This window comes from Streptomyces sp. NPDC004542 (assembly GCF_040610035.1).
In the GTDB taxonomy this organism is placed as follows: domain Bacteria; phylum Actinomycetota; class Actinomycetes; order Streptomycetales; family Streptomycetaceae; genus Streptomyces.
Genome location: NZ_JBEXLP010000021.1, coordinates 16,001 through 28,712, shown reverse-complemented (window position 1 = coordinate 28,712; position 12,712 = coordinate 16,001). Strand labels below are relative to the sequence as shown.

Sequence of the window (12,712 nt, the reverse complement as noted above, 5' to 3'; positions counted from 1 at the left end):
CTATCCAGGGCGTACGGCGAGGTGCACGGCGTCCGGAACGCCCCGGGCAACGGGGATCTCTTCGGTACGCACCTGCTGGAACCCGGCATTCCGCAAGGTACGTTCAAATTCCGGCGAGGGCTGTGCCGACCACACCGCGAGCACCCCGCCGGATCTCAACACCCTTGCGCAGCTTGCCAGTCCGGCAGGCGAGTAGAGACCCTCGTTGTCCTCGGTGACGGTCCAGCCGGGGCCGTTGTCGATGTCCAGGCACAGGGCGTCGTACGTGGCCGATGTCTCAGTGACGTACGTGAGGAGATCGCCTTCCACGATCCGGGTGCGCGGGTCGGCCAGGGCGGCGGCGGTCAGCGGCGACAGGGGACCGGCGCGGTGCCAGTCGACGACGGCGGGCTCGCGTTCCACCACCGTGATCCGGTCCCAGCGCGGATCCGCCGTCGCGTGTGCGAGCGAGAATCCGACGCCCAGCCCGCCGATCAGTACGTCCGGCTCGGGCCGGCCGTCCAGCGCGCGGTACGCGGCGTCCACCAGCAGCCGCTCCGAGCGGCCGTCGGAGGTGTCCATCAGGAAGCAGCCGTTGGCGATGATCTGGAGCAACTCGCCGTGCCGGCGCAGGACCACCTCCCCGTACGGGCCCTCGCGCCGGTCCAGGACCACGGGAGTGTCGTAGGTGGCAGCCATGGCGCAATCCTGCCCTGCCGCAGCCCGGCGGCCCCACGGCACCGGCCCGCGCCTATCCACGCCCCTCCGGCGACCACACGTACGGCGTGGTCGTCGTCACCGCGTGGAAGCCCAGGCGCCGCAGGATCGGGGCGCTGTCGGCGGAGGCGTCGACGTGGAGGTACCTGACACCGCGGGCTGCGGCGAGGCGGGCGCGGGTGGTGACCATGGCGCGGTAGAGACCCTTGCCGCGCCACTCGGGGAGCGTGGAGCCGCCCAGCAGGTTGGCGAACTCGGTGCCGGGGCGGAAGAGCAGCCAGGCCGCGCAGACGACTTCACCGCCGGCCTCGGCGACGTGCACGGAGACGTCGTCCGGGGCGATGGAGAGCCGGCCGGTCAGGTGCTCGGCGAGCCAGCCCATGTCCTGGCCCCAGACGGCCGTCTCCAGGGCGGCGATCCGGTGCATGTCCGCGTCCGCGGTGACCCGGCGCAGCGTCACGCCGTCGGGCAGCCGGGGCTGCCGTACGGTCAGGTCCGCCACGGGGGCGATCAGTACCGTCTCCTCCTCCTCGGGCACGAAACCCGCCGCGCGCAGCCGGTCGGTCAGGTCGGCCGGGGCGTCGTGGCCGCGGACCTTCCACTCCACCGCCTCGCCGCGCGCCGCGAAGTAGTCCCGCTGGCGGACGATCAGTTCGTCGAGCTCCCGTCCGCGCAGGCCCAGATCGGGCGGCCCGCTGAGGAAGCCGCGGAAGTCCCCGACGACCCGCAGCAGCGCGCCCTCGTACTCGTGCGTGATCCCGGGCGGCGGGGCGGGCGGAGTGGCGCGCAGCTGGGTGTCGTAGGCGGCGAGCAGCGCCGCGGTGTCGGTCGTCATCGCGGGCACCGTACGGGGAATGCCGGGGCGGGCGGCAACTGCTTTTACGAGGGGCCGAGGCGGTCTTTCCGATGATCGCTGTCAGCGAACACCTCTTGGGGAACAATCGGAGGCTCATGAGCATTGAGTCGGCATAGCTCAAGTTGACTGCCTAAGGGGAGATCATGACAGCTGAGTCCACGGCGTCCGCACCACTCACCCTGCCCGTGCTGCCCCTCGACGACGAGGTCGTGCTGCCCGGGATGGTGGTCCCGCTGGACCTGAGCGACTCCGAGGTGCGTGCCGCGGTGGAGGCCGCGCAGGCCGCCGCCCGGTCGGCGCCGGGGAAGCCCAAGGTGCTGCTGGTACCGCGCATCGACGGGACGTACGCCAAGACGGGTGTGCTGGGCACGGTCGAGCAGGTCGGCCGGCTCGCCGACGGCGACCCGGGCGCCCTGATCCGCGGCCGCGGCCGGGTGAGGATCGGCGCCGGGACCACCGGGCCGGGCGCGGCCCTGTGGGTGGAGGGCACGGGGATCGACGAGAGCGTGCCGGACCCGCTGCCGGGTCAGGTCACCGAACTCGTCAAGGAGTACAAGGCCCTCGCCAGCAGCTGGCTGAAGAAGCGCGGCGCCTGGCAGGTCGTCGACCGCGTCCAGGCCATCGACGACGTCTCCGCCCTCGCCGACAACTCCGGTTACTCGCCGTTCCTGACGACCGACCAGAAGGTCGAGCTGCTCGAGACCGCCGACCCGGTCGCCCGCCTCAAGCTCGCCACCCGGCAGCTGCGCGAACACCTCGCCGAGCAGGAGGTGGCCGAGACCATCGCCAAGGACGTCCAGGAGGGCGTCGACAAGCAGCAGCGCGAGTTCCTGCTGCGCCGCCAGCTGGAGGCCGTCCGCAAGGAGCTGCGCGAGCTGAACGGCGAGCAGGACGGCGAGGAGTCCGACGACTACCGCGCCCGCGTCGAGGCCGCCGACCTGCCCGAGAAGGTCCGCGAGGCGGCCCTGAAGGAGGTCGACAAGCTGGAGCGGGCCAGCGACCAGTCGCCCGAGGGCAGCTGGATCCGCACCTGGCTCGACACGGTCCTCGAACTGCCGTGGAACGAGCGGACCGAGGACGCCTACGACATCCAGGGCGCCAAGGCCGTCCTGGACGCCGAGCACGCGGGCCTCGAGGACGTCAAGGAGCGGATCACCGAGTACCTGGCGGTGCGCAAGCGGCGCGCCGACCGCGGTCTCGGCGTGATCGGCGGCCGGCGCGGGGGCGCGGTGCTGGCCCTGGTGGGCCCGCCCGGCGTCGGCAAGACCAGCCTCGGTGAGTCGGTCGCGCACGCCATGGGCCGCAAGTTCGTCCGGGTCGCCCTCGGCGGTGTCCGGGACGAGGCCGAGATCCGCGGTCACCGGCGTACCTACGTCGGCGCGCTGCCCGGCCGGATCGTCCGCGCCGTCAAGGAGGCCGGTTCGATGAACCCGGTCGTCCTGCTCGACGAGATCGACAAGGTGGGCTCGGACTTCCGCGGCGACCCCGCGGCCGCCCTCCTCGAAGTCCTCGACCCGGCCCAGAACCACACCTTCCGGGACCACTACCTGGAGGTCGAGCTGGACCTGTCGGACGTGGTCTTCCTCGCCACCGCCAACGTCCTGGAGGCCATCCCCGAGGCCCTGCTCGACCGCATGGAGCTGGTCCGACTGGACGGCTACACCGAGGACGAGAAGGTCGTCATCGCCCGCGACCACCTGCTCCCGCGCCAGCTGGACCGGGCGGGCCTGGGCACGGACGAGGTCACCCTCGACGAGAGCGCGCTGCGCAAGCTCGCCGGCGAGTACACGCGCGAGGCGGGTGTGCGCACCCTGGAGCGGTCGATCGCCCGGCTGCTGCGCAAGATCGCGGCCCAGCACGAACTGGGCGCGCGGGAACTCCCGTTCACCGTCCGGGACGAGGACCTGCGCGGTCTGATCGGACGGCCGCACCACGTGCCCGAGTCCGCCCAGGACCCGGCCGAGCGCCGTACCGCGGTACCGGGTGTGGCGACCGGCCTGGCGGTGACCGGCGCGGGCGGTGACGTCCTGTACGTCGAGGCGTCCCTCGCCGACCCGGAGACGGGTGGGGCGGGGCTGACCCTCACCGGTCAGCTGGGTGACGTGATGAAGGAGTCGGCGCAGATCGCGCTGAGCTTCCTGCGCAGTCACGGCGCCGAGCTGGAACTGCCCGTCGCCGACCTGAAGGACCGTGGTGTGCACATCCACTTCCCGGCGGGCGCGGTCCCGAAGGACGGCCCGAGCGCCGGCGTCACGATGACCACGGCGCTCGCGTCGCTGCTGTCCGGGCGGCTGGTCCGCACGGACGTGGCGATGACCGGCGAGGTCTCGCTGACCGGCCGCGTCCTGCCCATCGGCGGCGTGAAGCAGAAGCTGCTCGCCGCCCACCGCGCCGGGGTGACCACCGTCGTCATCCCCAAGCGCAACGAGCCCGACCTGGACGACGTCCCGGCCGAGGTGCTGGACAAGCTCGACGTCCACACCGTGACCGACGTCCGCCAGGTCCTGGAGCTGGCGCTCGCGCCCGCCACGAGCGACGCGGCGCCGGAGGTTCCGGTCGCGGCGTGACGCGGTGCCCACAGCGGCCTCCGCCCGCGGGGGACCGCAAAGGCAGGGCCCGGGTCCCGTGAGGGAGGCCCGGGCCCTCGCCGTACGCCGGCTCAGCCGCCTGCGAGGGCGGCCACCCGGTCCAGCGCCCCGTTGAACTTGTCGTGGTCGCCGACCGTCGGCCCCGACGACGTGTACTGCCACATCGTGTAGAAGGACCAGCCGGCCGGCAGCGTCCCCGCGTCCGACGCGTAGCGCGCGATCCACAGCGGGTTGCTCGAGGCGAAGCCCGCGTAACCGCCCGTGCACTGGGTCCACCAGCTGGTGGCCGTGTAGATGACCGCGTCCCGTCCGGTACGCGCCTTGTACGTCTTCAGGAAGTCGGCGATCCAGCTGACCATCGCGCTCGTGGACTTGCCGTAGCAGGCGGCGCCGTAGGGGTTCCACTCGATGTCGAGGGTGCCGGGCAGGGTTCTGCCGTCCTTGGACCAGCCGCCGCCGTGGTCGACGAAGTAGTTCGCCTGGGTCGCGCCGCTCGTGGTGTCCGGGGTGGCGAAGTGGTAGGCACCGCGGATCATGCCCACGTTGTAGGAGCCGTTGTACTGCTGGGCGAAGTACGGGTTCGTGGAGGAGGTGCCTTCGGTCGCCTTCGTGTACGCCCACTTGACCCCGCTGCTCCACAGGGTCGACCAGCCGACGTCGCCCTGGTAGCCGGCGACGTCCACGCCCTCGGTCTGCGCGACGGCGGTGGGGGCGGGCGTGCCGTCCTGGCCGTCGTGGGCCAGGACGCCCATGCCCATGTGGGCGGTGCCGCGGGCGGGGGCGCTCGCGGCGCGCGCGGGGGACAGGGGCAGGGTGAGGGAGAGGGCCGCGAGCAGGGCGGCGGCGAGCGCGGTCAGGGGGCGGGGGACGGAACCGGATCCGAGCACGGGCATGACGTGCCTCCGAGACGAGGGGGGAGGGGGAGGTGGGGAGGCGGGGGAGTGGGGCCCCAGGGTGACCCACGCCTGCGTGCTGCGTGCTGCGTGCCATGTGCTGCGGTGTGTGCTGGCGTGGGCATGCCATTGACGGCCTGTCACCGAAGCTACGCACGTGGAAGACGGCGTGGAAGGGGGTCCGGATGCCGCCGTTGGTCTACGCCTGCGAAATACTTGCGTAGCTGCGGCGATGACGAGATCTGGCAGAAACTTTCAGGACCGGGAAACCGAGCAGGGGTGCTGACGTGCACGAGGACGCGAACAGCGGCGGGCAGCCGCCCGCCGCCGGGCCGACGCCGAGCGGTGCGGACCAGGAGTTCCTGGCGCTGGAACGCGAGTTGACGGTGCTGCTGCGGCGCGCCCGCGCCAGCCAGGGCGAGATGGCCCGGGAGGTCCACCCCGACCTGGAGTCGGCCGCGTACGGCCTCCTCGTCCGCCTCGACGAGCAAGGCCCCCAGCGCGCCACGGAACTCGCCGCCTACATCGGCGTCGGCAAGGCCACCATGTCCCGCCAGCTGCGCGCCCTGGAGGAGCTCGGTCTCATCGCCCGCGCGCCGGACCCGGCGGACGGACGGGCCTGGCTGGTGGCCCTCACCGACGAGGGTCACCTCCGGGTGAGCAGGGTCCGCGAGGCCCGCCGCGCACGTTACGTCAGCCAGCTCGCCCACTGGGACCGGCGCGAGGTCTCGGAGCTGGCGCGGCTGCTGCACGAGCTGAACGGGGTCATGGAGAGGTAGCCGGGCGGCCGGAAACGGCCCTTCAGAGCTCCACGTACGCCACCGTCGCGTCGTCGTGCGTCTTGCCGCGCCCGAGGAACGCCCGCTCGTCCCGGTCCGCTGCCTCCAGTCCGCGTACGCGGTCGACCAGGGACCGGGCGCCCTCCTCGCGGACGACGTCGAACAGGGCCGTCCAGTCGCCCTCGCGGAACTTCTCCACCCAGCGGGTCGCGCCGTCCGTCAGCGCGGCCAGCGCCTGGACCTCGTGGCGGGGCAGGGTGCCGGTGACCGCGCGGGCGGCGACGTCCGGGTCGGCGGCCGCGGTGAAGAAGCCGCCCTCCTTGTTGCGGGCGCGGGCGTCGCAGACGGCGTCGCCGGCCAGCCAGGCGCGGGGGACGCGGTCGAGCCGGTCGTCCAGGACCGGGGTGACGCTGCCGTCCGGGGACCGCAGGAGCAGGGTCGAGTCGGAGAGGACCAGGTGGTCGACGGCGTCCGGGGTCCAGCGGGCCAGGACCACGGTCGCCTGGGGAGTGCGCGGGTGAGAAAGGTCACAGGTGGCGGCGTGGGCCCCGGCTGTGCGGCGGATCGCCCGGGCGAGTGCCTCAGTAAGCGTCATATCCGGCAGCGAAACGGTCAGTTCGGTGAGCGCGCCGCCCAGCCGCGCGGTGAACCAGGGGACGGAATGCAGACACCCCGTCCCGCCCTCCGGCGGGGTGACGCCGTCCAGCACGACCACGCAACCGCCCTGTCCGGAGGCCGGTAGTCCGACCGCGGCGAAGTCCTCGTTGGGGCGGCCGGGGCCACCGGGTTCCGAAACGAGTTCAGTACGCATCCGGCCAGTCTGCACGCCCCCTTCACAAGGTCCGCCGAAGGCTGGCAATGATCGGGTAATTCCCGCCGCCCCGCAGGTCAGGCGCCGGTTTTGAGCTGGAATGATGTGCTCCGGGAAGGTGCGGTGGCGAATCCTGCCAAAGCCTGCCGCCCGCGTCCAACCGGTCTGCCGCGCAAGGCACCTGCACACGCCAGGGAAACTTGCCCGTCAACTCCCCTCCGATGTTCACTCCTTTGGGTGGCGAGCCAGGTGATGCGCGACCACTGACCACCGGCACTGGGAGGGTCGGGGGACGGACCGTACCGGGTGTGGGTACCACTTGGCACCGACTGTGACGGGGCGCCACCCGGGCCCATGGGTAGACGAGTTCAAGAATGCGAGCACCGGTGCAGAAAAAGCGGCCTCGGCGCACAGGCAGGCAGACGGCCCCCGTGGAGGCCGCCGGGCACACCCCCGTCGGCACCGGCCGCCCGACCCACGTACGCAACCGGCTGATCGTCGCCGTCGCCGTGGTGGCCGCCGCGATAGCCGCGGCGGGAGCGCCGTCCCTGCTCACCGCCTCCGGTCAGCTGAGCGACTCCCAGGACCTGGTGACCCTCGCCCAGCGCACCCAGGACGCCCTCGCCCTCGCCCACTCGCTCGCCGACGAGCGCGACGAGGTCACCTCCTACATCGCGGCCGGCCGCCCCCGGTCCAAGGCGCCCTCGGAGCAGCGCAGCGCCCGCGTCGACCGGCAGGTCGAGGACCTGCGCGCCGAAAGCGACCCACCCGGCTCCCTGGGCACCGACCTCGACGGCATCGCCGCCGTGCGCCGGGCCGCCCTCACCGGCAAGAGCACCGCCCTGGAAGCGCACCAGGCCTACTCCGCCGCCATCACCGAACTCCACCGGCTCGCCGGGCGACTGGCCGAGCAGATGCCCCCGCGGGCCGGCTCCGGCGCCTACGCCCTGGCCGAACTGGACTCCGCCGTCCAGCAGTCCGCCGCCGCCCGCGGCCTGCTCCTGGCGGCCCTCAACGTGCCGACCACCGAGCAGACGGTCATCAGCCCCACCACCGGCCTGCCCACCACGGCCACCACCACCTCGGCGGCCGGCAGGAAGCAGCGCGACGCCCTCGCCGCCGCCGCCCAGCAGGCGAGGCTGCGCGCGGACGCGGCCCTCGCCGACTTCCACGAGACCGCGCCCAAGTCGGCCGTCGCCTCCTACGACTCCACGGTCACCGGACCCGAGGTCAACTCCGCCGAGAAGTACCTCGCCTCCCTCACCGACCAGCCGGCGCTGAGCGACAGCGACCTCGGCACCAGCACCAAGAAGCTCGACGCGGCCCTGTCCGCCCGCGTCGACCTGATGCGCGGCGCGGAGTCCGCCCTCTACGACCACCGCACCAAGGACCTCGCCGAGCTGCGCGACGACGACGTCACCGCGCTGGAGATCCGGATCGCCGTACTCGGCGCCCTGCTGCTGGTCGCCGTCGGCATCGCCACCGCCATGGCCCGCACCCTCACCCGCCCGCTGTCGGTCCTGCGCCGGGGCTCGGCCCGCCTCGCCGAGGCCGCGGACCCGACGAGCGAGGAGCCGGTCACCTTCACCGGGCGCAACGACGAGTTCGCCCAGGTGGTCCGCTCCGTCAACGCCCTGCACGCGCACGCCGCCACCCTCCACGAGCGCATCGCCACCCTGGAGACCGACCGCAAGCACCTGGTCGGCCAGCGGCAGCGGATGGCCGACGCGCGCGAGGAGCTGCGCGCCGAACTCGCCGGCTCCGCCGCCCAGCTGGAGCGGCTGCGCACCAGCATCGGCGGCACCTTCGTCAACCTCGCCCTGCGCACGCTCGGCCTCGTCGAACGCCAGCTCGCGGTCATCGAGGGCCTGGAGGAACGCGAGCAGGACCCCGAGCGCCTGTCCACCCTGTTCAAGCTGGACCACTTCGCCACGGTGATGCGCCGGCACAGCGAGAACCTCCTGGTCCTCGCCGGCACCGAGCACGTCCAGCAGCACCCGGGCCCGGTCCCGCTGGTCGACGTCGTCCGGGCGGCGGTCAGCGAGATCGAGCGCTACGAACGGGTCCGCATCGCCGCCCTGCCCCCGCACGCGCACGTGGCGGGCTTCGTGGCCGACGACCTCTCCCACCTGCTGGCCGAGCTGCTGGAGAACGCCACCTCGTTCTCCCCGCCCGACGTGCCCGTGGAGGTCTCCGGCTGGCTGCTGGAGAGCGGCGAGGTCATGCTCTCCGTGCAGGACGAGGGCATCGGGATGACCACCGAGCGCCTGGAGCGCCTCAACTCCCGCCTCGCCGCGTTCGACCCCGAGTCGCCCTACGACCAGGAGGGCGAGGACGGCCTCGGCCTCGGCCTGTACGTGGTGGCCCGCCTCGCCCACCGGCACGGCGCACGCGTCCAGCTCCGCGAGCAGAAGCAGGGCGGCGTGGCGGCGGTCGTGGTGCTGCCCGCGTCCCTGCTGGCCGAGCCCTCGGCGGCGGCCGTCTCCGCCCCGGCCGGCACGCCGGGCGGCCCGCACACCTTCTCCCTGCCGGGCGCGGACGCCGAGGTCAACTCCAACGTCCTGCCCGGCCGCTCCTCGGACGCCGACCCGCTGATCACCCTGGCCGAGCGGGCGGTACGGCAGGCGTCGGACCCGGAGGAGCCGGTACACGAGTCCGCGGAGCGCCGCCCCGGCCGGCCCCCGGAGACCCCGGCGGAGTCCACGATGGAACTCCTCCTCCCGGACCTGGACCCCGACACCACCCACGAGCCCACGGCGACCCACGAGCCCACGGCGACCCACGAGTCCGCGGCCGCCGACGGCGCAGAACCCGAGCAGGGCCCGAGCGCCCGCACCCACGAACCCACGGCGACCCGCGGATCCGCAGCCGCTCACGCACCCGCAGCCGCCGACGGCGCCGCACCCCCACAGGGGCCACCCGCACCCGTCGACGAAAGCCGCCCGGGTGGTGCGGACGGGACCACACCCGCCGAAGGCGAAGCCGAGGCGGCCCCACCCCAAGAACACACCCGCAGCGATGACGATGACCAGCTCACCGCCAAGGGCCTGCCCAAGCGAACCCCGAAGATCACCGCTCCCGCCCAGGCCCCGAGCCGGCGCAGCGGCTCCGTGGACGCCGAAGCACTACGCCGCAGGCTGGGCGGCTTCCGTCGGGGGGCGGAGGCCGGTTACCGCCATGTGGAGGCGGAAATCGCCACAACCGAAGAAGCCACGGGGGGCACAGTCGAGGAGGCAAGCAGTTGACCGCGCCCAGTACCTTCGGACTGAGCAGAGAGGCCCGCAACCTGCACTGGTTGCTGACCAACCTGGTCGAGGAAGTCCCCGGCATCCAGTCCGTCGCCGTGGTCTCCTCCGACGGCCTCCTGCTCCTCTCCTCCGACCCCAGCCACCGGAAGGCCGGCCAGGACCCCGCGACCAGGACCAAGGGCCCGCGCGGCTCCTCCGCCGACCTCGCGACCATCGTCTCCGGCATCGGCAGCCTCACCGTCGGCGCCGCGAAGCTGATGGACTCCGGCGGGGTCAAGCACACCATGGTCGCGATGGAGGAGGGCAGCCTGTTCGTGATGTCGATCAGCGACGGCTCGCTGCTCGGCGTGCACGGCTCCGCCGAGTGCGACATGAGCGTGGTGGCCTACCACATGGCGCTCTTCGTCGGCCGCGCCGGACACGTCCTGACGCCCGAGCTGCGCAGCGAACTCCGTAAATCCATGGAGTCCGAGTCGACGGGGAGCGCCTGATGAGCAGCAGCACGCCGAAGAAGCTCCCGACGCGCGGCGGCGACCGCAGGCCCGCCCGCGTCCGCCCCTACTCGCTCACCGGCGGCCGTACCCGGTTCGGCCACGTCCTGCTCGTGGAGACCTTCGTGGCGACCACGGCGGCGATCGAGGCCGCCGAGGAGCGCAAGGAGCTGACGAGCGCGCCGCTCTCCGCGGTCATGCCGGAGATGCGGGCCATCGTCGAACTGTGCCGCCGTATGCGCACGGTGGCCGAGATCGCCGCGCTGCTGAAGATGCCGCTCGGCGTGGTCCGCGTACTCCTGAGCGACCTCGCGGACCAGGGAACGATCCGTGTGTACGGCACGGGAACCGGTCACGGCGTCGGCCGGCCGGACCGCGCTCTGCTGGAAAGGGTGCTGAGTGGACTCCGCCGTCTCTGACGCCGTCGCCTCCTTCGGGGGCGACCCCTTCGCCGAGCCCGGCGAGGACCTGAAGTCCTGGCAGACGGACCGCAGCCGCGCCCCCATCGCGACGAAGATCGTCGTGGCGGGCGGCTTCGGGGTCGGCAAGACCACGCTGGTCACGTCCGTCTCGGAGATCGCGCCCCTGCAGACCGAGGCGCTGATGACCGAGGCGAGCGAGGGCACCGACGACCTCACCGCCACGCCCGGCAAGCTGACCACGACCGTGGCCATGGACTTCGGCCGCATCACGCTCGACGACGACCTGGTGCTCTACCTGTTCGGCACGCCGGGGCAGCAGCGGTTCTGGTTCATGTGGGACGACCTGGTGCGCGGCGCGATCGGCGCCGTCGTGCTGGCCGACACCCGCCGGCTGAAGGACTGCTTCCCCGCGCTGGACTACTTCGAGAGCTGCGGGCTGCCGTACGTCGTCGCGGTCAACCACTTCGACGACAGTGAGCTCTTCGAACCGGACGACGTACGGGAGGCGCTGACGATCCCCGCGCACATACCTGTCATGATCATGGATGCGCGCCGTCGGATCTCGGCCATCGAGACCCTGCTGGCCCTCGTCGGGCACGCGCTCGACGAGACACCCGAGTAGTTCCCGAGTAGTTCCCCCGAGCACTCGCGATAGAGGAGCACCACCCGCATGCGGAAGATACTCGTCGTGGGGGCCGGCCAGTCCGGCCTCCAGCTCGCCCTCGGCCTCCAGTCGCACGGGTACGAGGTCACCCTGATGTCCAACCGGACCGCGGACGAGATCCGCTCCGGCCGGGTCATGTCCACCCAGTGCATGTTCGACACGGCACTGCGGCACGAGCGCGACCTGAAGCTGAACTTCTGGGAGTCCCAGGCCCCGAAGATCGAAGGACTCGGCGTCTCGGTGGCCGCGCCCGGCTCGCACGACCCGGGCCCGACGCAGCGCGCGATCGACTGGGTGGGCAAGCTCGACGGGTACGCGCAGTCGGTGGACCAGCGGGTGAAGATGGCCGGCTGGATGGAGACGTTCGCCCAGCGCGGCGGCCAGCTCGTCATCCACGGCGCGGCCGTCGGCGACCTCGACTACTTCTCCCGCACCTACGACCTGGTGCTGGTCTCGGCGGGCAAGGGCGAGCTGGTGTCCATGTTCGCCCGCGACCCCGAGCGGTCCCCCTACAGCGAGCCGCAGCGCGCGCTGGCGGTGTCGTACGTGCACGGGCTCGGCCCGCGCCCGGAGCACCCGGACTTCCTCGCCGTGCGCTGCAACCTGGTCCCCGGCGTCGGCGAGCTGTTCGTCATGCCGACCCTGACCCTCTCCGGCCCGGCCGACATCCTGTTCTGGGAGGGCATACCCGGCGGCCCGCTGGACGTCTTCAACGGCGTCAAGGACCCGGCCGAGCACCTCTCCCTGACCCTGGAACTCATGGAGAAGTTCACGCCCTGGGAGTACGCGCGGGCCACCAAGGTGGAACTCACCGACGCCGGCGGCACCCTCGCCGGCCGCTACGCCCCGACCGTCCGCAACCCCATCGGCCGCCTTCCCTCTGGTGGCCTGGTGCTCGGCGTGGCCGACGTGGTCGTCGCCAACGACCCGATCACCGGCCAGGGTTCCAACTCGGCGTCCAAGTGCGCGGCCGCGTACCTCGCCTCCATCCTGGAGCAGGGCGAGAAGCCCTTCGACGAGGAGTGGATGCAGGCGACGTTCGACCGGTACTGGAACACGGCCCAGCACGTGACCAAGTGGACGAACGCGATGCTGTCCCCGCCGCCGGAGCACATCCTCAACCTGATCGGCGCGGCCGGGCAGCTCCAGCCGGTGGCCGACCGGTTCGCCAACGCGTTCGACGACCCGTCCGACTTCGAGAACTTCTTCTACGAGCCGGAGAAGACCCAGGCCTACCTGGCGTCGGTCGCCGGAGCCTAGTCGG

Annotated in this window: 11 protein-coding genes; 7 read left to right on the top strand and 4 right to left on the bottom strand. The window is 72.5% G+C overall.

All coding sequences use genetic code 11. The annotated features are described in order from the left end of the window. Positions 1–678 (bottom strand): spermidine synthase, encoded by a 678-nt coding sequence (locus ABZX30_RS14770; protein WP_355933305.1) that lies wholly within the window; start codon positions 676–678, stop codon positions 1–3. Positions 679–730: 52 nt separating this feature from the next. Beyond that, positions 731–1,531 carry a GNAT family N-acetyltransferase gene (locus ABZX30_RS14765; protein ID WP_355933303.1) on the bottom strand — a complete coding sequence of 267 codons (801 nt, stop codon included), beginning with the start codon at positions 1,529–1,531 and terminating at the stop codon, positions 731–733. Positions 1,532–1,695: 164 nt separating this feature from the next. Here ABZX30_RS14765 and lon point away from each other — a divergent pair, with 164 nt between their 5' ends. Then, on the top strand, positions 1,696–4,119 hold the full coding sequence (gene lon, locus ABZX30_RS14760) for an endopeptidase La (RefSeq protein ID WP_355933300.1): 2,424 nt from the start codon (positions 1,696–1,698) through the stop codon (positions 4,117–4,119). A 92-nt stretch (positions 4,120–4,211) separates the two neighbouring features. Here the strand turns inward: lon and ABZX30_RS14755 are convergent, their stop codons facing one another. Continuing rightward, positions 4,212–5,033, bottom strand: a complete 822-nt coding sequence (locus ABZX30_RS14755; protein WP_355933298.1) for a lysozyme — start codon at positions 5,031–5,033, stop codon at positions 4,212–4,214. Between the two features lie 287 nt (positions 5,034–5,320). Here ABZX30_RS14755 and ABZX30_RS14750 point away from each other — a divergent pair, with 287 nt between their 5' ends. Then, entirely contained in the window at positions 5,321–5,812 is a 492-nt protein-coding gene (locus tag ABZX30_RS14750) for a MarR family transcriptional regulator (protein WP_355933296.1), read from the top strand. 22 nt (positions 5,813–5,834) lie between these two features. Here ABZX30_RS14750 and ABZX30_RS14745 read toward each other — a convergent pair whose 3' ends face one another. Next, complete coding sequence (locus tag ABZX30_RS14745) at positions 5,835–6,623, bottom strand: protein phosphatase 2C domain-containing protein (protein ID WP_355933293.1); 789 nt, start codon at positions 6,621–6,623, stop codon at positions 5,835–5,837. A gap of 374 nt (positions 6,624–6,997) precedes the next feature. On the opposite strand from ABZX30_RS14745, the gene ABZX30_RS14740 reads away from it, so the two are divergent. From ABZX30_RS14740 to ABZX30_RS14720, 5 genes are read left to right on the top strand one after another with little or no spacing between them, the layout of a single operon-like run. Then, a complete protein-coding gene (locus tag ABZX30_RS14740) occupies positions 6,998–9,868 on the top strand; it encodes a nitrate- and nitrite sensing domain-containing protein (protein ID WP_355933290.1) in 2,871 nt (956 codons plus the stop codon). Beyond that, complete coding sequence (locus tag ABZX30_RS14735) at positions 9,865–10,362, top strand: roadblock/LC7 domain-containing protein (RefSeq protein ID WP_355933288.1); 498 nt, start codon at positions 9,865–9,867, stop codon at positions 10,360–10,362. The genes ABZX30_RS14740 and ABZX30_RS14735 overlap by 4 nt, the downstream gene beginning before the upstream one ends. After that, a complete protein-coding gene (locus ABZX30_RS14730; RefSeq protein ID WP_355933285.1) occupies positions 10,362–10,781 on the top strand; it encodes a DUF742 domain-containing protein in 420 nt (139 codons plus the stop codon). The genes ABZX30_RS14735 and ABZX30_RS14730 overlap by 1 nt, the downstream gene beginning before the upstream one ends. Beyond that, entirely contained in the window at positions 10,762–11,406 is a 645-nt protein-coding gene (locus ABZX30_RS14725; protein WP_355933283.1) for an ATP/GTP-binding protein, read from the top strand. Before ABZX30_RS14730 ends, ABZX30_RS14725 begins: the two co-directional genes overlap by 20 nt. A 48-nt stretch (positions 11,407–11,454) precedes the next feature. Further along, a complete protein-coding gene (locus ABZX30_RS14720) occupies positions 11,455–12,708 on the top strand; it encodes a styrene monooxygenase/indole monooxygenase family protein (protein ID WP_355933280.1) in 1,254 nt (417 codons plus the stop codon). Positions 12,709–12,712 lie beyond the last annotated feature (4 nt).

What these genes read in the sequence shown, in the direction of transcription:
- ABZX30_RS14755 (WP_355933298.1), bottom strand. Translation starts at nt 5,033, where the DNA reads ATGCCCGTGCTCGGATCCGGTTCCGTCCCCCGCCCCCTGACCGCGCTC.
- ABZX30_RS14730 (WP_355933285.1), top strand. Translation starts at nt 10,362, where the DNA reads ATGAGCAGCAGCACGCCGAAGAAGCTCCCGACGCGCGGCGGCGACCGC.
- ABZX30_RS14740 (WP_355933290.1), top strand. Translation starts at nt 6,998, where the DNA reads ATGCGAGCACCGGTGCAGAAAAAGCGGCCTCGGCGCACAGGCAGGCAG.
- ABZX30_RS14765 (WP_355933303.1), bottom strand. Translation starts at nt 1,531, where the DNA reads ATGACGACCGACACCGCGGCGCTGCTCGCCGCCTACGACACCCAGCTG.
- ABZX30_RS14720 (WP_355933280.1), top strand. Translation starts at nt 11,455, where the DNA reads ATGCGGAAGATACTCGTCGTGGGGGCCGGCCAGTCCGGCCTCCAGCTC.
- ABZX30_RS14770 (WP_355933305.1), bottom strand. Translation starts at nt 678, where the DNA reads ATGGCTGCCACCTACGACACTCCCGTGGTCCTGGACCGGCGCGAGGGC.
- ABZX30_RS14745 (WP_355933293.1), bottom strand. Translation starts at nt 6,623, where the DNA reads ATGCGTACTGAACTCGTTTCGGAACCCGGTGGCCCCGGCCGCCCCAAC.
- lon (WP_355933300.1), top strand. Translation starts at nt 1,696, where the DNA reads ATGACAGCTGAGTCCACGGCGTCCGCACCACTCACCCTGCCCGTGCTG.